This window comes from Chryseobacterium sp. FR054 (assembly GCF_056844565.1).
The window spans coordinates 900637-921906 of the sequence record NZ_JBXDSA010000002.1 but is presented as its reverse complement, the minus strand read 5'-3'; the positions used below and the strand labels follow the sequence as shown (position 1 = coordinate 921906).

At 40.2% G+C, this 21270-nt stretch carries 20 protein-coding genes; 8 read left to right on the top strand and 12 right to left on the bottom strand.

What is annotated here, in order from left to right:
• Positions 1-559: 559 nt before the first annotated feature.
• The 3 genes from AC106S_RS11455 to AC106S_RS11445 form a co-directional block, all read right to left on the bottom strand.
• Positions 560-1222, bottom strand: coding sequence for a copper homeostasis protein CutC (locus tag AC106S_RS11455; RefSeq protein WP_482439203.1), 663 nt, complete (start codon positions 1220-1222; stop codon positions 560-562).
• A gap of 12 nt (positions 1223-1234) precedes the next feature.
• Complete coding sequence (locus tag AC106S_RS11450) at positions 1235-1792, bottom strand: hypothetical protein (protein WP_482439202.1); 558 nt, start codon at positions 1790-1792, stop codon at positions 1235-1237.
• Positions 1793-1929: 137 nt separating this feature from the next.
• Positions 1930-2925: an isoaspartyl peptidase/L-asparaginase family protein gene (locus tag AC106S_RS11445; protein ID WP_482439201.1), complete on the bottom strand. Its 996-nt coding sequence runs from the start codon at positions 2923-2925 to the stop codon at positions 1930-1932.
• A 107-nt stretch (positions 2926-3032) separates the two neighbouring features.
• On the opposite strand from AC106S_RS11445, the gene AC106S_RS11440 reads away from it, so the two are divergent.
• The 4 genes from AC106S_RS11440 to AC106S_RS11425 all read left to right on the top strand — a co-directional run bounded on the left by AC106S_RS11440 (position 3033) and on the right by AC106S_RS11425 (position 6794).
• Positions 3033-3638: a Crp/Fnr family transcriptional regulator gene (locus tag AC106S_RS11440; RefSeq protein ID WP_482439200.1), complete on the top strand. Its 606-nt coding sequence runs from the start codon at positions 3033-3035 to the stop codon at positions 3636-3638.
• 297 nt (positions 3639-3935) lie between these two features.
• A complete protein-coding gene (locus AC106S_RS11435) occupies positions 3936-4229 on the top strand; it encodes a DUF3302 domain-containing protein (RefSeq protein WP_482439199.1) in 294 nt (97 codons plus the stop codon).
• Between the two features lie 5 nt (positions 4230-4234).
• Positions 4235-5392 (top strand): HlyD family secretion protein, encoded by a 1158-nt coding sequence (locus AC106S_RS11430; protein WP_482439198.1) that lies wholly within the window; start codon positions 4235-4237, stop codon positions 5390-5392.
• 1 nt (position 5393) lies between these two features.
• Complete coding sequence (locus AC106S_RS11425; RefSeq protein ID WP_482439197.1) at positions 5394-6794, top strand: TolC family protein; 1401 nt, start codon at positions 5394-5396, stop codon at positions 6792-6794.
• 62 nt (positions 6795-6856) lie between these two features.
• On the opposite strand, the gene AC106S_RS11420 is transcribed toward AC106S_RS11425, so the two are convergent.
• From AC106S_RS11420 to AC106S_RS11395, 6 genes are all read right to left on the bottom strand, one after another.
• On the bottom strand, positions 6857-7345 hold the full coding sequence (locus AC106S_RS11420) for a DUF6691 family protein (protein WP_482439196.1): 489 nt from the start codon (positions 7343-7345) through the stop codon (positions 6857-6859).
• 20 nt (positions 7346-7365) lie between these two features.
• Complete coding sequence (locus AC106S_RS11415; protein ID WP_482439195.1) at positions 7366-7929, bottom strand: YeeE/YedE family protein; 564 nt, start codon at positions 7927-7929, stop codon at positions 7366-7368.
• A 13-nt stretch (positions 7930-7942) separates the two neighbouring features.
• Complete coding sequence (locus tag AC106S_RS11410) at positions 7943-9358, bottom strand: MBL fold metallo-hydrolase (protein ID WP_482439194.1); 1416 nt, start codon at positions 9356-9358, stop codon at positions 7943-7945.
• Positions 9359-9682: 324 nt separating this feature from the next.
• Positions 9683-10468: a sulfite exporter TauE/SafE family protein gene (locus AC106S_RS11405; RefSeq protein WP_482439193.1), complete on the bottom strand. Its 786-nt coding sequence runs from the start codon at positions 10466-10468 to the stop codon at positions 9683-9685.
• A 444-nt stretch (positions 10469-10912) separates the two neighbouring features.
• Complete coding sequence (locus AC106S_RS11400; RefSeq protein ID WP_482439192.1) at positions 10913-11539, bottom strand: Crp/Fnr family transcriptional regulator; 627 nt, start codon at positions 11537-11539, stop codon at positions 10913-10915.
• A gap of 18 nt (positions 11540-11557) precedes the next feature.
• On the bottom strand, positions 11558-13822 hold the full coding sequence (locus AC106S_RS11395; RefSeq protein ID WP_482439191.1) for a glycoside hydrolase family 20 protein: 2265 nt from the start codon (positions 13820-13822) through the stop codon (positions 11558-11560).
• A 102-nt stretch (positions 13823-13924) separates the two neighbouring features.
• Between AC106S_RS11395 and AC106S_RS11390 the strand changes: the two genes are divergently transcribed.
• Positions 13925-14737 carry a DUF4197 domain-containing protein gene (locus AC106S_RS11390; protein WP_482439190.1) on the top strand — a complete coding sequence of 271 codons (813 nt, stop codon included), beginning with the start codon at positions 13925-13927 and terminating at the stop codon, positions 14735-14737.
• Between the two features lie 232 nt (positions 14738-14969).
• On the opposite strand, the gene AC106S_RS11385 is transcribed toward AC106S_RS11390, so the two are convergent.
• Positions 14970-15371, bottom strand: a complete 402-nt coding sequence (locus AC106S_RS11385; RefSeq protein ID WP_482439189.1) for a hypothetical protein — start codon at positions 15369-15371, stop codon at positions 14970-14972.
• A 206-nt stretch (positions 15372-15577) separates the two neighbouring features.
• The gene (locus tag AC106S_RS11380) at positions 15578-16231 is read right to left on the bottom strand and encodes a CoA transferase subunit B (RefSeq protein ID WP_482439188.1); all 654 of its coding nucleotides are present in this window, start codon (positions 16229-16231) and stop codon (positions 15578-15580) included.
• 121 nt (positions 16232-16352) lie between these two features.
• On the opposite strand from AC106S_RS11380, the gene AC106S_RS11375 reads away from it, so the two are divergent.
• Entirely contained in the window at positions 16353-18155 is a 1803-nt protein-coding gene (locus tag AC106S_RS11375; protein WP_482439187.1) for an ABC transporter ATP-binding protein, read from the top strand.
• A gap of 56 nt (positions 18156-18211) precedes the next feature.
• On the opposite strand, the gene AC106S_RS11370 is transcribed toward AC106S_RS11375, so the two are convergent.
• Positions 18212-18913, bottom strand: coding sequence for a CoA transferase subunit A (locus AC106S_RS11370; protein ID WP_482439186.1), 702 nt, complete (start codon positions 18911-18913; stop codon positions 18212-18214).
• Positions 18914-19296: 383 nt separating this feature from the next.
• On the opposite strand from AC106S_RS11370, the gene AC106S_RS11365 reads away from it, so the two are divergent.
• Together AC106S_RS11365 and AC106S_RS11360 are read left to right on the top strand one after the other, a co-directional pair.
• Positions 19297-20817, top strand: a complete 1521-nt coding sequence (locus AC106S_RS11365) for a toxin-antitoxin system YwqK family antitoxin (RefSeq protein ID WP_482439185.1) — start codon at positions 19297-19299, stop codon at positions 20815-20817.
• 237 nt (positions 20818-21054) lie between these two features.
• The gene (locus tag AC106S_RS11360; RefSeq protein WP_482439184.1) at positions 21055-21261 is read left to right on the top strand and encodes a hypothetical protein; all 207 of its coding nucleotides are present in this window, start codon (positions 21055-21057) and stop codon (positions 21259-21261) included.
• The last annotated feature ends 9 nt before the right edge of the window (positions 21262-21270 follow it).

The window sequence follows — 21270 nt, the reverse complement described above, 5'->3', positions numbered from 1 at the left end:
AAGTAGGCAAAGGGCAGAATCAACTCCGTTGATTCGACGAAGCGGACGTTTTAACCATCAGCTTCATCAGCGACAAAGTCATACTTCTTTGCTCGTTAAAATCAACAGAATTTTGCATAAAACTTTGCGTTTATTTTTCTGTTTTTATGAAACGCAAAGCTTACATCTTTCTGCTACATATTTTAAGTAGGCAAAGGGCAGAATCAACTCCGTTGATTCGACGAAGCGGACGTTTTAACCATCAGCTTCATCAGCGACAAAGTCATACTTCTTTGCTCGTTAAAATCAACAGAATTTTGCATAAAACTTTGTGTTTATTTTTCTGTTTTTATGAAACGCAAAGCTTACATCTTTCTGCTACATATTTTAAGTAGGCAAAGGGCAGAATCAACTCCGTTGATTCGACGAAGCGGACGTTTTAACCCTTAGCTTCATCAGCGACAAAGTCATATTTCTTTGCTCGTTAAAATCAACAGAATTTTGCATAAAACTTTGTGTTTATTTTTCTGTTTTTCTGAAACGCAAAGCTTACATCTGTTTACTTTATTCCAACTTATAGCTATTTATTTTTCAATGCCATAACTTCATCAGGATTGGCGACAGAACCTCCATCTGTAATAGCTGAAGAATGGAAATAACCGGCTTTTGTAAAATCTCTGATTTCTTCAATATTAGTGGAGCGAAGCCCACCACCGACAAGGATTTCAATTCTTCCACCGGAAAGTTCAACCAGTTTTTTCAGATTCTCTTTTCCTTCCGAGACGTTGGGTTGCTGTCCTGAGGTAAGAATAGTTTTAAAACCGCAGCTTATTACTTTTTCAAGAGATTCTTCCAGATTTTTCGCCCTGTCGAAAGCACGGTGAAAAGTACAGGGAAGAGGCTGCGCCAAATCGACCAACGTCTTATTCTGTTCTATATTCACTTCATCATTTCCATCGAGAATGCCGAATACAAACCCGTCTACATCCAAAGATTTCAGTTGCTGCAAATCTGTTTTCATCTGTTCAAATTCAGCTTCTGAATAGGTAAAATCACCTCCTCTCGGACGGATCATCACAAAAACAGGAATACTGATCTTTGCCCTGAGTTCTTTGGCTGTCTCAAAATCAGGAGTTGTTCCGCCTTCACTTAATCCGTCACATAATTCTATCCTGTCCGCTCCGTTTTCAAAAGCAATGATCGCTGATTCCGGATTAAAACATGCTATTTCTATTTTTGACATTTTGTTTCAGGATTAATTTGAGTTATCTTCAAGAACGTCCGCAATGAGGAATTTGCCGTCTTCTTTTATCACCTTTATTTTACGCTGATATTTAGCTTTCAAACCATCATCATTCAGAACAACGCTGAACAGGTAGGAATCTTTTGAAGAGGATTCCAGTTCACAGCTTTCCACTCCCACATTCATCCAATCCTGTCCGGAAATCAGAAATCCTGAGCCTGCTCCTGCTTTCTCTGTATCAAATTTAGATTTCCATTTATCCTGAAACTCTTTTTCCGTAAGGCTTCCGTCAACATCCATATCTATATTCATCGCATCCGTTTTATACTCATAATAATCTTTGGTTGTCATTTTCTGCATGGCTTTATCCATACTGCCAAGATCTGTTTTAAAATAGGCTTTTATATTTTCTTTCAGCCACTTCTGTGCTTCCGGAGAGTCATCTTTGGTATTTTCCGAAACTGTATTTTCTTTTACCTGTGGCTCTGTTCCTGTTTTCGAAATCAGTTCTTTCTTCTCTTCTTTGCAGGCTACTATCACAAGCAAACACGCAATGATCGTTCTTTTCATAAGTTCTTAATCTTTAAATTCTGGCTGAAGCCATTAGAAATGGTTTATTTTTTTGAAAAAAACAGGTAAATCCCGTTGTTATTTATTGAATATCTTATTGTAATACCGGTTTACTCCGGCAGATTATTTACTGAATATTATTTCAAGGCGAATTCCGGTTTTTCAAGGCGGTTTCCTTTCTCATCATAAACCGCAAAATTAAATCCGTCCTGAATGCAGTAAGATCCGTATTCTCCTTTTTTATTCAGAGCTATAAAGCCGACCTGAATATCTTTAAGATTCTTATTCCTTCTTTGGGTGATCTTTACAATTCTTTCTACGGCTTCTTTGCAGGCCTGCTGAGGATTTCTGCCCTGCCTCATCAGCTCTACAACAAGGTGGGTTCCAACTGTTCTGATCACTTCTTCTCCATGACCGGTAGCTGTGGCTGCACCCACTTCATTATCTACAAACAATCCGGCTCCTATGATCGGGGAGTCTCCTACCCTTCCGTGCATTTTGAAAGCCATTCCGCTGGTGGTACAGGCTCCGGAAAGATTTCCCTGAGCATCCAGAGCAATCATCCCTATGGTATCATGATTTTCAATATTGGCAACCGGCTTGTACTGACTTGTTTTAAGCCATTCTTTCCACTCTTTTTCCGATTCGGGAGTGAGAAGATTTTCTTTTTTAAAGCCCTGGGATAATGCAAACTGTAAGGCACCGTCACCTACCAGCATGACATGCGGGGTTTTTTCCATCACGGCTCTTGCAACAGAAATCGGATTTTTGATGTGTTCCAAAGCAGCTACTGAGCCAATATTATAATTTTCATCCATAATACAGGCATCCAGTGTTACTTTTCCATCCCTGTCGGGGCGGCCACCGTAACCCACACTTCTTTCTTTCGGATCCAGCTCTACAAGACGAACTCCTTTTTCAACGGCATCCAGTGCTTTTCCTCCTTTTCCGAGGATCGTCCAGGCTTCTTCATTCGCTTTCAGTCCGAAATTCCAGGTGGATAAGACAATCGGCTTGTTTACAAGTTTATTATTTTCAGGTAATTCACCTGCCATTAAATCCAAAGGGTTTACCGCAAGTGCAGCTGTTGCGATCCCCAGTTTTTTGATAAAGCTTCTTCGGTTATTGCTCATGGTATCTCAGAATTATATAATTCCTCACAAATATCTTAAAAAACTTCAATGAAACCTGTACTATCCGGCTAAATTTCATATTATTTTTATTTATCTTTACTCTTGCAATGGATACTTTTAAAATCTTCAGGAATATTATCTTTTTTCAGGAATTATCTGATGAAGAAATCAGTGTCCTGGCAGGTATCAGTACCCCCCGACTTCTCCGAAAGAGAGAAAAACTGGCCGAGCCAGGCAAAGCTTTTGATCAGTTGTTTATACTTTCCAATGGATTGTTAAGGTTTTTCTTTGATGATGAAAACGGGATTGAAAACAACCTATTCTTACCCTCAGAGAAAGAGGCTGTTGTTATGGAAAGTCCAGAGTCATATTCGGATGAAACCGAGAGAAAATATACGATAGAAGCAGTTATTGAAACCCAGATATTTCTGTTTAACAGAGATGAGTTTGAAGAAGCTGCATTCCGGCACAGAGGAATTTACAATATGTATCTGAAATCGCTCAAACAAATTATCAGTATCTTAAAAGTGCGTACAGAACAGTTTTGCTCTACCTCTCCGCATTTGCGCTATGAAGAATTTCTGGAATCGCGTCCTTTTACTTCCCAGAATGCCAACAGGAAATATATTGCCAATTTTCTCGGAATTACTCCCAACTCTCTTTCACGTATGACGGCACGGATCCATAAAAAAAGAAACGAAAGAAAAAAATAACTTGGGAATACTTTTTCCCGGTTTATTCAGTCTAATTTTGCTTACTCAAAATACTATGATCCAAACAGTTAAAAGCAAAATGAGAAAAACATCACTTAAAAACAAAATATTATTGAATAATCTTTAGTCTTTCTAAGATTTAGAGCAGCCAGCCGGATATTCATTCGCAGATTGGCTGCAACGCCTTGTTTTACAATTCAATTTCATTATTACCTTATACCTTTATTTATGCAAAGAATATCCTTACTTCTCTGCCTGTTATTCTCATGCAATTTTGTTTATGCATCAACAGGTCATATGGAAGATCATATAGCAGATGCCGCTTCATGGCTCATTTTACTGCTTTTACCTATTGCAGGCATTTATCTTTTCTGGAAAGCCCATATTTATCCGGAAAAAGTAGCCGAGAAAAAGAATCACCCACAATTAAAAGCGATCAAAAGCATGTGTCTTCTTTCGCTGATTTTCGGAGGTTTACTGTGGCCCGCCGCCTTAATCTGGGCTAACTATGAATACGGAAATCAGACTATCCCGGAAAAAAACAATGATATTACCGAAGAAGAAGAAAAATTAGAAATCACAGAAAATTAACATCTATGCTGGAATTACTCATCGCCCTATATGCCGGAATCTGCTGGCTGCTTATTAAAAAATTAAAACTTATTCCCTGGACATTTACTACCCAGGTAGTTGTTTATTCACTCCCAATTTTTGGTTCTATCGCTTTAATATTAAGCCTTAATTATTTCTGCCCCATCACCTCCGATGTAAAAGTGGGAAACCGGAGTGTAGATATTACCACTCAGGTGCTGGGGAAAGTAAAAAAAGTGTATGTAGCCACCAACCAGGAAGTAAAGAAAGGAGATACTTTATTTATGCTTGACAGGGAGCCTTACGTACAGGAAATCAAATCTCTGGAAGCTAAACTCAGCAACATGAAAGCAACAGTAAACTCCTACAAAACAGATATTTCCGCGTCCAGGAAAAATATCGCAGGGCTGCAGTCTCAGCTGGAGCTCGCTAATAAAAGAGTGGTACAGTATCAGGAGCTGGTACAGGCAGGGGCGGCTAATAAATTTGATCTGGAGCAGGCCATCACCAATGTACGTGACCTTCAGTCCCGCATCAGTGCTGCCCAATCACAGCAGCAGTCTTTGGAAACAAAATCCAATGCGTCTTATAACGGTGAAAATTCATCGGTATCTGAGATTCAGGCCAAGCTGGATCAGGCTAAATGGAACCTTTCCCAAACGGTTGTTTTAGCTCCTACAAACGGAATTATTCCTAACGTTCAGCTGAATGAGGGAGCAATTATGGCTCCTTTTAAATCTGCTTTTGTTTTGATTCAGAAACAGCAGTCTGTCATTGGATTTTTTGCCCAGAACGAGCTTGAAACGGTAAAAAAAGGAGATGAAGTGGAATTAGCTCTTAAAACAGAACCGGGTAAAGTGGTTAAAGCCAGACTTGAATATGTAATTGATGCAACAAGCCAGGGGATCATGAACAATGCCGGAGGAATGCTCGGAGGAAACGGATCTACGGCAGGACTTCCCGATACGGCGAGACAATTACCGGAAACTGATGGAAAACTGATTGCGAAATTTGTTCTGGAGGACGGTCAGAAACAGCTTACCGTGGGAGCCAGAGGAACCGCAGTAATCTATTCCGATCATATCAGGCCTTTACACCTCATCAGAAAAGTTATGGTTCGTGTGAACAGTAAAATTAACTTCCTGATCCCAAAACTTCATTAATATGCTTAAAAAGTTAATTATATCCGGAATTCTTTTAGTAAGTTTAGCCTCCTGCATAGGCTACAAAGAGCCAACCAAAGAAAATATAAGCCAGCTTAAGGAAAGCAGTGAAACCGCAGCCCATGTGACCATTCCCGATGACTGGATTTTTGACAGAGAAGCGAATTTCAGATCGCTGTCATATGGATGGATCACGGATCTTAAAACACCCCAGCTGGAAGCTCTGATCAGTGAAGGAATGCGGTACAATGCAGATCTTATTATTGCACGGGAAAAGCTTGCCCAAGTTGAACTGGCCATGGAAATTGCGGGAAGCAATCTGTATCCTAGTGTAAGTGCTGTTGCCAATACTTCCAATAACCTGGTGAGTGAAAGCCAGATCCGGCGTCTTGGTTTAAAAGCCAGCTGGGAAATAGACCTCTGGGGAAAGAACAAATCGGCTCAAATGGCCGGCATAAGTGATTATTTTTCTGCAAAATATCAGAATACCCTACTACATCAGTCTATTGCTGCTATGATCGCTAAAGCCTATTACCTGAATATTGCAGGAAACATCCAGGAGAATAAGATAGAAAGTTATATTCAGCAGACAAAGGAACTGGAAAAACTGTATATGATTCAGAAAAAAGTAGGTACAGCCAATGCCCTGGATCTGTCCAATATTTCTGCGGAAATTATTTCTCTGGAGGGATACCTTGAAAAGATCAGAAATGCGAATGCCCAGTCCAGAAGGTCTCTTGAACTGCTCACCGGAAGATATCCCGAAGGAAAACTGGCTACTCAGAATTCTTTTGCCCCCGTAAAAAATAATGTTCCGGAATCTTTTCCTTTAGAGCTTTTAGAAAACAGATCAGATATACAGGCTTATCATTTTCAGATAGAAAAAGCTTTTTATGAAGTACAGCAGGCTAAAGCTGCCAGGCTTCCATCGCTTACGATAAGTTCTTCTCTTGGGACAGCAGGCAGCAACATAGAAGCTATTAACTCTATATTTTCCAATCCATTGCTCCGGGTAGGCGGAAGTCTTGTTTCTCCTCTGTTCAACAGCGGAAAACTGAAAAAAAACCTGGAAATAAAGAATTCTCAGCAGAAACAGGTTGTTGAAGAGTATTCAAAAGCCGTCCTGAATGCTTTAAATGAAGTGGAATCATCATTAGCCAATTTACAGTCTGTTGAAAAGCAGATGAGTTATACCCGCAAAGCCATTGATGAACTGAAAAATAATATTGACCTCACCCGAAAGCAGATTAAAGTGGGAACCAATAATAATTTTATACTGATCCGAAAGCAGCGGGATCTTCTTAAAAATGAAATGAACCTCATCAATCTGGAACTTCAGGACAAAATGGAACGGATTAATCTTTACATGTCTTTAGGAGCAAAAAACTTCATTTATTCATAATTTTATACATCAAAAAGACTGTCGGAGATTATCGGCAGTCTTTCTTTTATCAAACATCATCACTAATGGGGCAGCTTATCTCTGAAATATCCATATACCCACGTTCCGGCAATGGCACTCAGTAATGTAACGCTTACAGCCAGTGCGCCCGTTCCGATCTGGGCAAAAAGCGGCCCCGGACAGGCACCCGTGACGGCCCATCCAAAACCAAAAATCAGCCCGCCGTAGATCTGCCCTTTACTGAACTTTTTAGGAGTTATTGTAATGGGTTCCCCATAGATCGTTTTAATTTTAAATTTTTTAATCAGCCCTACTGAGATCATCCCTGTCAACACTGCACTGCCAATGATCCCGTACATATGGAATGACTGCAGACGGAACATTTCCTGTATCCTGAACCAGCTGATCACTTCGGCTTTTACGAAGATAATTCCGAAAATAATTCCGGCAGCAAGGTATTTCAGGTGATGATACCATTTGTATTCAGGATTACTTTCGTTGGTACAGACAGTATTCTGATGACGGCTATCCTGTTCTTTTTCTTTTATCATAGGTAAATTTCGGTTTTAGATTATAGGGAAAGAATAAGGGGTAATATAAGATTGGCCATCAGAAAACCACCGATCATAAAGCATATGGTAGCTACCAGTGACGGCCACTGCAGATTGGAAAGCCCCATAATGGCATGACCACTGGTGCATCCTCCGGCATACCGTGTTCCGAAGCCTACCAGAAATCCGCCTACCACCATTATGATAAAACCTCTCAGAGTAAAAAGACTTTCAAAATTCATCAGCTGAGTGGGAACCATATTGGTATAGTCTGTAATTCCGTATCCGGACAGTTCTGCCTTCAGTCCGGGATTTACTGTAATCCCGCCCGGACTGGTCAGGAATTGAGACGCAATAAGTCCTCCGAAGAAAATTCCGAGCACGAAAAACAGGTTCCAGGCTTCCTTTTTCCAGTCGTATTTAAAGAAATTGATTCCGGCAGGAACACAGGCTGCACAGATATGTCTCAGTGATGAGCTGATCCCGAAAGATTTATTTCCAAGAATGAGAAGAGCGGGTACGGTAAGCCCGATCAAAGGGCCTGCAATATACCACGGCCAGGGGTCTTTTATTATTTCCAACATCGATACGTTAATTTTATTTATTTAAAATCCTGGACTGGCATAAGAAATTACTTTTCGGGATGCCGGTTTCTGCAATGGCACTGAATCCACCTTCAATATCGGTAAAATTTCTGTACCCTCTTGCCTGAAGAATTCCCGCTGCAATCATACTTCTGTATCCTCCGGCACAATGCAGATAAAAGTGCTCTTCAGGATCTGTTTCACTCATCCATTCATTAATGTAAGCTAAAGGTCTGCTGTAAGCTCCTTCGATATGTTCTGCGTTGTATTCGCTTTCTTTTCTTACATCGATGATTTTAACATTTCTTCCGCTTATTTCATTTTCAAACTGTTCCGCACTGATACGGCGTACAGCATCTGTTTCTCTGCCAATGTTTTTCCAGGCTTCAAAACTTCCTTTCAGAAATCCCAGGACCTGATCAAAACCGACACGGCTGAGCCTTGTCACGGCCTCCTCTTCCCTTCCTTCCTCTGCAACAAGCAGTATGGGCTGGTTTACATCGGCAATCAAAGCGCCTGCCCAGGGTGCAAAATCACCATCAAGCCCTATATTTACAGATTGCGGGATAAAACCTTCAGCAAATTCACGGTTGTTTCTTACATCCACAATTAAAGCACCGGAGATTTCCGCTATTTCTTCAAACTGCTGTGGCGGCAGGGCATGTAACCCTTTCGACAAGACCTCATCAAAGCTGGTATACCCTTTTTTATTCATCGCTACATTCATTCCGAAATAGGCAGGTGGCGGCAGAAGCCCATCCAGCACTTCCCTGATGAAAGATTCCTTATCCGGCTGGTTCAGTGCATAATTGGTTTTCTTCTGATTTTCCAGTGTATCTTCCGTTTCTTTCTGCATGTTCTTACCACAGGCAGAACCCGCACCATGAGCCGGATATACTGTAATATCCCCATTTAAAGGAAGAATTTTCTGATATAAGCTGTCATACAGCAGCCCTGCCAGCTCTTCCTGCGTCATATCCGCGGCTTTCTGAGCCAGATCCGGCCGTCCCACATCTCCTAAAAACAGGGTATCTCCACTGAACAAAGCGTTCTCTTTTCCTTCTTCATCAATCAACAGGTAAGAAACACTCTCTAAAGTGTGTCCCGGGGTATGCAGCACTTTGATCTTTATCTTTCCGACTTCAAATACCTGACCATCCTCAGCAATGATGGCCTGAAATTCAGGTTCAGCGGAGGGACCGTAAATTATCGGAGCTCCGGTTTTCCGGCTCAGGTCCACATGACCGCTTACAAAATCTGCATGAAAATGGGTTTCGAAAATATATTTCAACTGTACTCCGTCTCTTTCCAGTTTTTCAAGATAAGGTTCTGTTTCACGCAGCGGATCGATGATGGCTGCTTCTCCTTCTGATATGATGTAATAGGCTCCCTGTGCCAGACATCCTGTATAAATCTGTTCTATTTTCATATTTCTTCTTTTATTTATTCAAATTTCCGGCTTTCCGGTTTCCTGTACAGTTACTTTTGTTACAAAGCTGTTTAATTTTTTTGTTAAACCACAAAAGTTTTATTTTAAACACTTTAAGTTTAAATACTTTGCGCTTAGAAGTTCACATCAGCCTTTAAAATCTTTGATTTTTTATTCTTTAAAAACCTTTATCATCTCTAATATCTGTGCCAATAGCTTTTGTTTCTTTTTGACTACGTTGAAACTTCTGTTTGTGGTTAAGCTTAAAATAAATTCAAACAGGCTTATTTTATACTTTCAATATCCTCAAGTTTTGCATAGAGATCAGAAGAAGATTTCTTTTAAAATAATATATACTCCCATCGCCAGAATAAACCATCCAAAGGCAGGTTTCAGCTTTCTGCCGTCAATCTTTTCAGACAGCCGGGAACCGATGAAGATCCCGGCAACGGCAATCAGTGCAACAGATACTAAAAACTTCCATTCAATTGCGGTATTGCCTATTGATGAGGAAAAACCAATTAACGAATTCAGGGCAATAATAACCAGTGAAGTTCCTATGGCTTTTTTCATCGGTATTTTTAACAGCCCCACCAAAGCAGGAATGATCATAAAACCACCTCCCGCGCCTACTAACCCGGTTAAAACTCCGATAAGTGAACCTTCACCTGCCGCCAGAAGGGTATTTCTTTTTCCGGTATCTGTATTTTCAGCTTTATTTTTCCTGATCATTTTATAAGAAGCTGCAATCATCAGAATGGCAAAAACCAGTAAGAGGAAAATGTTTTTTGTTATTGTAAAATTTCCGGTCTCCAGAACGTTCTCAGGAATCAGAGGAACGATATACAGTCTGGTCATGAAAATGGAAATAATGGAAGGAATACCGAATACCAAAGCTGTTTTAAAATCAACCAATCCTTTTTTAAAATAAGTCAGAGATCCTGCCGCACTGCTTATTCCAACGATAAAAAGCGAATATTCTGCTGCCAGAAAAGCATCAAGCCCAAAAAGATACACCAGAACAGGAACGGTGAGAATACTTCCGCCGCCCCCGATCAGGCCCAGAGAAATTCCTATTAAAATTGCTGATGCATAGCCTATAATTTCCATTTCATTCAATAATTACAGGGCAAAAATGGAATTATTCTGAGAGGAGTACAGCTACTTTTGTTACATAACGGATTTAATTAAACAACAAAAGTTTTAAATATGCTCAATCTGCCAGATCCGCGAGAGAGAAGCCTGAGTATTGGTGTATTGGAAAAGGTAAGGATGGGCATAGAATTCTTTTTTCGGTTTGGTTTGAGTTTTTGCGGTCAATAAAGTTATTGGTGCTTTTCTAAACCTAACAGGTCTTTGAGACCTGTTAGGTTTTGGATTCCTGTAAAAAATAAATCATACAGCTAAACAGGGAGAAATAATCTGTCTTTAAGATAAATAAAGGGCATCATCTATATATTCTGCGAGATAAAAACATTCACCATCATCAGTGGTATTTGTGGAATTCGTGGGAACTTCAAGGCAAAAATCCGAGAGGGAAAATTTTATCAATTTTTATGACAGAAGAATAATCTTATTTCTGCCAAGCTGTACTCTTCCGGCCTCTTCCAGCTGTTTCAGAAGCCTTGAAACGACAACTCTGGCGGTTCCAAGTTCGTTGGCCAGCTGTTCATGAGTAATAATGATGGTTTGAGATTGGGTAAGCTCTGCTTTTTTATTCAGCAGATCGAGAAGTCTTTCATCTACCTTTTTGAAAGCGATAGCATTGATGATGTCCAACAGCTCTTCAAAACGTTTATGGTAAAGTCTGAAAATATAATCCAGCCATTCGGGATGTTCTTTGATGAATAGGGAAACTTTATCCACGGGCAGGAAAAGGATTTCAGCATCTTCTTCCACTTCTGCTTTTACGATGCTTTTTTCATTGTGCATTCCACCCAGAAAAGACATAATGCAGCTTTCTCCTGATCTGATATAATACAGCAGGATCTCACGTCCGTCCTCTTCTGTTCTGATCACTTTAATCATCCCTTTCATCACAATGGGAATGGAACGGATGGAAGCATTTTCGTCTAAAATAATATCTCCTTCCCGGTAATGTCTGGTGATACCGTTCTGATAGAGCTTTTCTACCAGTTCCGGTGAAGAAGAAAATTCTGAAGAAAGTACGGTGTCCTGCATTTATACTGGCTTTTACGGCTAATTTACGCCAATTTCATCAACAAACAGCCATGCTCTGGAATCTGCACCTGGATTTCCGGCGGGAATAATTCCTGCATTTTCGATTTTCACTTTAATATACCTTGCATTCTGCGTCCCTACCTTAAGTTTAATTTTTCCTTTGGCTTTCTGAATTTCATCCTTGCCGATCTCTCTGATCATTTTAAAATTCCTGTTATCGTCGGAAACAAAGATCTGTGCTGAATTGGCCAGATGAATCCAGCTTCCCTTGTTCTCCAGAGTATTGAAATAAACTTCTGAGAAATCTGTTTTATTTCCGAAATCAATCACAGCAGTGACATCTTTCCCCTGGAATCCAAGCCATGTTTTTCCAAGCTGTCTGGTATTTCCAGTAATTCCGTCTACCAAAGTAAAGGCTCCTCCGAAAGAATAATTTTCACTTGGCTGCTGTTCAAGGGTTATATTTTTTCCGGTTGTTTTGGAAATCGTAAACTGTTGGGAAGAAACCGCACTTTTCAGTTGGCCGTTCTCAAAGTAAGCAGATTTAACAGTTAAAGATCGCGGAATTGGAACCGGCTCCTGATAAGTTTCAGAGTTTACTGACGGATTAGTTCCGTCCAGGGTATAGCGGATTCCGTTTAAATTCTGTGAAGTTGACAGTTCGTAGGCAATACCTTTATTAGCCGGAATTACTTTTCCTGAAATATTATAGATACTTCTGGCGTAGTTCACCTTCATTTTATCAAGGACTTTAAACTGGGTGATGACTCTGTTTTCAAATTCTTTATAATTCTTAGGATCTGAGGTTCCCCAGCCTACTTCGGAAAGCGCCATCAGTCTCGGAAAAATCATATACTGTACCTGTCTGAAATCTGTAATATACTCGGTCCAGAGATTGGCCTGTACCCCCATGATGTATTTGGACTGTTCTGCATTCAGCTCGGAAGGAATAGGGTTGTAAGAGTAGATTTTGTCCAGTGGGGTAAATCCTCCGAAAGCATTCGGTTCCGACTGCGGATCGCCCTGGTAATGATCAAAGTAGCAATACGCACCCGGAGTCATTACGGCGAAATGTCCTGATTTTGCGGCTTCTATACCTCCGTTTACTCCTGTCCAGCTCATTACGGCTGCATTGGGAGCCAGACCGCCTTCTAAAATTTCATCCCAGCCAATGATCTTTCTGCCCTTACTGTTGACAAATTTTTCAATCCCGTGAATGAAATAACTTTGCAGTCCATGCTCATCTTTTAAATTATTTTTCCTGATCAGTTCCTGGCAATGGGCACATTCTTTCCATCTTGTTTTCGGGCACTCATCACCGCCGATATGAATGTATTGAGACGGGAAAAGCTTCATTACTTCATCCAGAACATTTTCAAGGAACGTGAATGTTTCTTCTTTGGGGCAGAAAACGTCATCAAAAACACCCCATTTGGTAGCCGGCTCAAAAGGACCTTTGGTACAGGCCAGCTCAGGATAGGCAGTCAATGCTGCAAGAGCATGCCCCGGCATCTCAATTTCCGGAACTACGTTAATGTGCCTTTGCTGCGCATATTTCACAACGTCTCTGATCTGTTCCTGTGTATAGAAAAACGGTCCGTACGGCTTTCCGTCGAATGTATTGTCTACATAGGCCCCGATCATGGATTCCTTACGCTTTGAACCTAACCGGGTAAGTTTCGGATATTTTTTAATCTCAATTCTCCAGCCCTGATCATCCGTTAAATGCCAGTGGAAGGTATTCAGTTTGTACATGGCCAGATAATCGATGTATTGTTTTACCTCCTCTACTGTAAAAAAATGACGGCAGACATCAAGGTGCATTCCTCTCCATGCGAACTTCGGCTGATCTTCAATGTTTAAAACCGGAATTTTCCGGTCAGCCTGATGTGCTTCAAACAGCTGGATCAACGTCTGGAGTGCCAGAAAATACCCCTGACGGGAGTATGATTTAATATGAATCTGTTTCGGAGAGATTTCTAATGTGTAATATTCTTTTTTCTGTCCGGCATCCGCTGCAGAAACCGGAGTAATGATGGAATTCGTCAGATGAGCCGCGTTACCCTTTTGAAGAGACTGAAATTTCAGCTGAGATCCCAGCCGCTTTTTGAAATACTCCGTTTCTTCTTTCGGCAGGTCACTGCTTAATAATAAGGTTTCGGGAATGATAAATTCACCTTTTAACACTTCTGTTTTTTGTGGATAAGGAATCAGGTTCAACTTATTTTGAGCTAAAATCAGATTTGAAAACAACATGGAAAAAACTAAAAAGATTCGTACCATTGGAATGCGGTTAAGGTTTTTGCTAAGATAATTATTTTCCAAATCTTCCGCAGTATTTAACCTATCAAAAAATAAAACATCTAAATTTGTAAAAAAAATACAATGAGAAAAAGTATTTTGCTGGCAGCCGGTTTATTATTTTCTGTTTCTTCACAGGCACAGCTCCTCGATATCATCAAATCTACGGTAAAAGATAAAACCGGAGTAGATCTTGAAAACCCGGCGAAAACAAAAAGCTCCACAACCGCAGCGCCTGCCAATACGGCTACACCTACTAAAAACTCCTCTGTAAACCTGGGTAATCTTACTTCAGCACAGATTTCATCGGGACTAAAGGAAGCTCTGAGCATCGGGGTGACTGACGGGGTAAAGAAACTGGCTCTTACTGACGGATTTTTAAAGAATGAAGCGGTAAAAATCTTAATGCCGGAGAAATTAAGAAAAATCGATAATACTCTGCGTTCTCTGGGAATGGGAAGCCTTGCTGATGAAGGGGTAAAACTATTGAACAGAGCTGCTGAGGATGCGGTAACGGAAGCCGCTCCTATTTTCACCAAAGCGATCACTTCCATGACGATCACTGATGCGAAAAATATCCTGCTGGGCAGTGATAACGCAGCCACCAGCTATCTTCAGAGCAAAACCCAAAGCCAGCTTTTTACGGCTTTTCAGCCAAAAGTAAAAGCATCTCTCGGGAAAGTAGGTGCAGATACGGTATGGAAAAACCTGATCTCCAAATATAATACGTTTACAGGGCAATCCGTAACCACCGACCTTAATGAATATGTAACCACCGAAACCATCAATGGGGTTTTCAAAATGGTGGCTGATAAAGAAAGCGGCATCAGAAATACACCGGCTATGAGAACGACGAGCATCCTGCAGAAGGTTTTCGGAGCACAGGATCATAAATAAGAAATTAATATACATCAGAAAAAACCTTGCCGGCCGGCAAGGTTTCTGTTTTTAACTGAATTGATTATGGTTATCCTTCATTCAAATTTTCAAACCATTAAGATCAGTTCAGCCGTTAAAAGTTCCCCTAGATTTCCTGTATTTCACAGATCTTTATGGTTATTTTTGTAAAAATCTTTATCAATTTAAATTGCTGAAACTGATTTTGCAGCTGTTTTTACTTTTCATCTATCTAAAAAGGACAATAAAGAAGAAAATAATCTCCGGCAACCGTTACGGTTCCTCCTGAAGAATAATAGTGAGACCAGGTAACCGGTTCCTGATGGTTACCCGGATTCGGAACAACCGTTTTATTCAGCCACCAGGTTCTGCAGGCACTGCTTCCCAGATAGGCAACGTTACCGTATGGTCCGGATACATCAGCTATCTGTTCTGCTTCCGCAGCATTACGTGCGGGCACCCCGGTTCTGCGGTTTACAACATAATACGTATTGGCCAGCCGACTCAGGTTTGTGTCCGGTGCCGTGACCTTAGCTGTTTCCTCTTTGCTTGTGTTTTTAACACTTTCTTTATGTACAGGCCCTGTATACCCTGTTGAAAATGCAAGCCCTAAAATAATTACCAGATGTTTCATAATATTTTGTTTTTAGTATGATAAAATTGATGTTTATTCGCCAACGGGCAAAGAGGCGGTTAATAAGTGTTGAAGACAGATAAGTATTTGTCTCTGTTCCGGCAATAAATGTATAGTTCCGAAAACCAGGAGCATAAAAAAAGCACTGAAGACTTTCATCCTCAATGCTTTATATTGATATTAAATTATATATTGATGTGGAATATCTAAAACTGCATTTCCGGAATTTCTCCTTCAATGATAAGATCCGCTTCCGTAGCTCCTATAATATGTTCTACTGAAACGCCCGGTGCTCTTTCCACCAGTTTGAAACCTGCAGGGGTAACATCCAGAACTGCCAGTTCCGTCACTACTCTTTTCACACAGTTTACTCCGGTAAGCGGAAGGGTACATTTTTTCAGGATTTTGCTTTCTCCGGCTTTGTTTACGTGCATCATGGCTACGATAATATTTTCTGCGGAAGCTACCAGATCCATGGCACCTCCCATTCCTTTTACCATTTTACCTGGGATCTTCCAGTTGGCAATATCTCCGTTTTCTGACACTTCCATTGCTCCAAGAATGGTAAGATCCACTTTCTGCCCTCTGATCATTCCGAAACTGAATGCAGAATCGAAGAATGAACCTCCCGGCAGGATGGTAATGGTTTGTTTTCCAGCGTTGATGATATCTGCATCTTCCTCACCTTCAAAAGGGAAAGGCCCCATCCCCAGAACTCCGTTCTCACTCTGGAATTCTACGGAAATACCTTCCGGAACATAGTTGGCAACCAAAGTAGGAATTCCTATTCCCAGGTTTACATAATAGCGATCTTTCAGTTCTTTTGAAATTCTTTTGGCAATTTGTTCTTTTGTAAGCATAATAAAAACTTAGACTGCAATTTAATTATTTTCAGCTGAATATAAAAGGGCTTTCTGTGTTTAAAAATTAACACTGTTAGTAAAAATAATATCTTTAATTTTGTACCCTTATAAATTAGTAATGAAAGTACTTTTAAGATACCTTAAACCTTACCGCTGGCTGATTGCGATTTCGCTGCTGCTGGCTACCATTAATCAGGTTTTTTCTTTATTTGCTCCGGCTATTACGGGAAATATCCTGGACCGGCTGGTTACGCACCCCAATTTTTTTGATAAGGAAAAGCTTTTACCGAGAAATCTGAACGAATATTTATACGGAACCAGTGTTTACCACGGAGCCTTTTATTTTTTAGGGCTGCTTATCGGAACAGCTATGATAAGCAGGATTGCCAAAGCTTTTCAGGATTATGTGGTAAGTGTGATTACCCAGAAGTTCGGGGCCAAAATCTTTACAGACGGTTTAAAACATTCCATGGCCCTACCCTATCAGGAGTTTGAAGATCAGAGGAGCGGTGAAACGTTGTCTATTTTAACGAAAGTAAGGGAAGACACGGTGAAGTTCATCAGTAATTTCATCAATATATTCTTTGGAATTTTAGTGAGCATAATTTTCGTTTCGGTGTATGCGATCCGCCTGCACTGGTCTATCATGCCGGTTTATATCTGCGGGATTTTCCTGATTGCTTTTATCACCAATTTATTAAGTAAAAGGATAAAGGTTATCCAGAAGAATATTGTTTCGGAGACTACTGCCCTTGCGGGAAGCACTACTGAAAGTTTAAGAAATATAGAAATTGTAAAAAGTCTTGGGCTCACCAACCAGGAGATTATCCGTCTGAATAACAATACCTACAAAATCCTCGGGCTTGAGCTGAGAAAGGTTAAAAGTATCCGTTCTTTAAGCTTCATCCAGGGGACGATGGTGAATTTCCTCCAGCAGATGATCACGCTGACCTTACTGCTTTTAATTTTTAAAAATATTGTAACTCCCGGACAGTACCTGTCGCTGATGTTCTACGGATTTTTTATTTTCGGGCCGATGCAGGAGATCGGGAATATCATTATCTCTTACCGTGAAGCGGAAGCTTCTCTTCAGAATTTCGACCGTTTAATGAAAAAAGAGGTGGAAGAAAAGCCGCTTCAGCCGAAATCAATTGGTGCTATTGAGGAACTGGAGTTCAGACATGTTTCATTCAAGCATCAGTCTGCCCAGTATAAAGCTTTGAATAATATTTCCTTTGATGTTAAAAACGGGGAAACCATTGCTTTTGTCGGACCAAGCGGATCAGGAAAAAGTACTCTGGTGAAATTGCTGGTTGGGCTTTACAGACCTCAGGAAGGGAATATTTTTTATAATTCGATCAACGGGAAGGAGTTTGATTTTGATGAACTCAGGAATCAGATTGGCTTTGTGACCCAGGATACCCAGCTTTTTGCGGGAACGATCAAAGAAAACCTTCTTTTTGTGAATCCCAAAGCAACGGAACAGGAACTGGCTGCCGCTCTGGAAAAATCGAGCTGTACGGCCTTACTTGAAAGGGCTGAGAAAGGAATTGAAACGGTGATTGGTGAAGGCGGGCTAAAGCTGAGTGGCGGTGAAAAACAGAGAATAGCCATTGCAAGGGCGCTTTTAAGGAAACCTCATCTGCTGATCTTTGATGAGGCCACTTCTGCACTGGACAGTATTACGGAAGAAGAAATCACCACAACCATTAAGGATATTTCTAAAGAAAGGGAGCAGATTACGGTTCTTATCGCTCACCGTCTAAGTACGATCATGCATGCAGACAAAATTTATGTTCTGGAACGCGGCCAGGTGATTGAAACAGGATCCCACAATAATCTGATTGCTGAAAAAGGATTATACTACGCCATGTGGCGACAGCAGATCGGGGAACGGAAAATGATTGCCCCACAGGCATAAACAAAGCGCTGAATGTAGATTCAGCGCTTTGTTTTTATGGTCATTCCGAACAGAAACTATTCCCTGCTTCTTACTGTTCTCTGCTCAATTCTCTTTTCAAACTTCTCTCCCTGGAAAATTCTCTGGATCATGATCCCCGGAATATGTACTTCGTTAGGATCCAGTTTACCGGGTTCTACCAGCTCTTCCACTTCAGCAATCGTAATTTTTGCCGCTCCGGCCATCGGATGGTTGAAATTTCTGGCTGAACCTTTGAAGATCAGATTTCCGGCATGATCACCTTTCCATGCTTTTACGATAGAAAAATCTGCCTGATAGGCATGTTCAAGAATATGGGGTTTTCCGTTGAACTCTTTTACTTCTTTTCCTTCTGCTATTTCTGTCCCATAGCCTGCAGGGGTGTAGAAGGCAGGAATTCCCGCCTGTGCTGCCCTGCATTTTTCCGCCAGGGTTCCCTGTGGTGTAAGTTCTACATCCAGTTCTCCTGAAAGCATCTGTCTTTCAAATTCCGCATTTTCTCCTACATAGGAAGAGATCATCTTTCTGATCTGTCTTTTATGAAGCAGCAATCCTAATCCGAAATCGTCCACGCCGGCATTGTTCGAGATGCAGGTAAGATCTTTCACATCACTTTCTACCAATGCGTTGATGGAGTTTTCAGGGATACCGCAAAGACCAAATCCGCCCAGCATCAGGGTCATTCCATCTTTAATTCCTTCGATGGCTTCCTTCGCATTTTGTACTCTTTTATCTATCATGAAATATTAGATTTTCTGTTGGCTAAATTTAATAAAATTTCCCGTAATCCGGTGGCCGGAACTATCCGGTTTTTTCTCTTTTTCAAGTTAATCATTTTTGACATAATTAAAATAATAATTTTCAACATATTACATACTACAAACGAACAAATCGGTCTGCTTACTATCTATTTCTCATCAAATTGATTTATATTTGGGCCATCAAACCTGAACTCTCAGTGTTTTTATGGGATTCAGGTATCAATTATTAAACACAACACAACTTCTATGTAAAAGGATTATTCTGCGGCAATCGGACATTATTTAATGTTTCACCGGCATTTCTGTGATGCTTCAGAATTAAGCCCTACTCTATTCAAATCATTTAAATTTTAAATAAAAACATGAAAAAATTATTGACTTCGGCGCTGTTTGTCTTTGTACTCGGCTTTAATGTATATGCCCAGGAAAAAACCTATTTTGATGAAAACTGGGAGCCAACCACCCGGGAAAACATGGAATTTTACCGCGAAACTGAGATCAAGGGTAAATTTACTTTAATCAGAGATTTTTATAAAAACGGGAAACTTCAGATGGAGGGGCTGGCTTCTGATACCACTCCGGGAAGCGAAGTGTATGAAGGTAAAGTAACCTGGTATACTCCAGAGGGTAAGATCGCCAGTATGGGAACATTTTCCGGTGGAAAACAGGTAGGACCGGCCCAGACGTTTGATGAAAAAGGAAGACCTACTGAAGACCTTGTTTATAAGGCTGACGGAACTTTTAAAGGAAAAATTTACAGTTACAAGGATCCGGAAAACCTTTCCTATTATAATAGCATTACCGTATACGAAAGTGCAGAGAGCTTTAAAACAATCGTTTATGATGAAGATATTAAAGGAATCCGTTATGAAGTAACAACGGACAGCAGCGGAAAATATGAGACCAAATATTACGGGGAAAAAGGAAAGCACATCGGAACCAATAATTCCGGCAGCTCCGATGAAAATATTATGGTAGAATACTATTATGATCCAATGAAAGTTTCCAAGATCGAAAAGTATAAAAGCGACGGAACGGTAAAAGAAGGCATGATTTATTCAAAAAGCGGAAAAATCCTTCAGGAAGAAAAGAAAAATAAAAAAGACGGTTATAAAACAACTTACGATGAAGCCGGCAAAAAAATAGGAAATCTTGTCTATCAGTATAATAGGGATACGGATTCCTATACAGCCTGGAATGGTGAAGATTACCAGTTCAATTATGACCTTTCCCATATTTCCGAGATTGACGTTTATAAAAACGGTTCGGTAGTTCTCAACAGGTATTTTGATGACAACGGGAAGCTTTCGTCTGAAAAAATTTCTGCTGATAACGCCGTTCAGGAAATCAAATACTATTATCCGGACGGAAGATCAAAAGGCAGTGTAACCTATAAAGATGAGATGCCTTATAACGGAACCGTGTATGAGGATTACAGCGAACAGCACTATAAAGACGGTATTGTAACGTTATCCAAAGTATTCAAAGAGGATGAAAGATTAAAATCCGAGAAAAAGCTTAATGCCAAGCAGACAGGATATGATTCTACTGTATATGATGAAAAAGGAGCTGTTCTTTATACGTATACCCAGCCTTTGGAAGATACAGACGGTTTTACAGGGCAGATCGTACAATATGTGAAAGGTAAACCCGGCAATAAAGCAACGGTGAAAGACGGCATTCTTCAGAGCGGAAAGGTAAAATACAAAACAGAATCAGGTATGAAAGAGCTGGAACGCAGCGGAAAATGGATTCTGCTGAAAATTTACAATACAGACGGAAAACTGATCCAGGACACCAAAGTACTGGCTGGTGAAGATCAGGATGCTTACAGTACGATTCAGACCAACCTCAGCGAGGATGATCTGCTGAATGAGTTATGATCCTAATCTGCAGATAAAGAAAATTCTATTTACAGCATATAAAAAAAACATTTGAATCGCTTTTTTTCCTAAAGTTATTTCAATGAATTCAGAATATAAAAAAAATATTTTTCACATATGTAAATAACAGGTAACAGAAGGACTTAACATAAAAAAATAAATCACCAAACGTTTGATTTATTTCATATTTTTAATCGGAATTTTATAAATAATAATTAACTAAAAAACCGATTGATTATGAAAAAAACATTATTCGTAACCGCTTTATTAGCAGCAAGTGTGCTAAGTGCATTTCCCTTCAGAACTTCCTGTGGAAAAGTATTACAGGTAAATGAGGCTGGTATTGAGAAAATGACCTATACCCAGGTTGTTAATACTCTAAAAATAATGAATGGCGTTGCCTGTGGAACTACAAATGTAGGTATTACGATTTATAATCATTAATTCAAAATA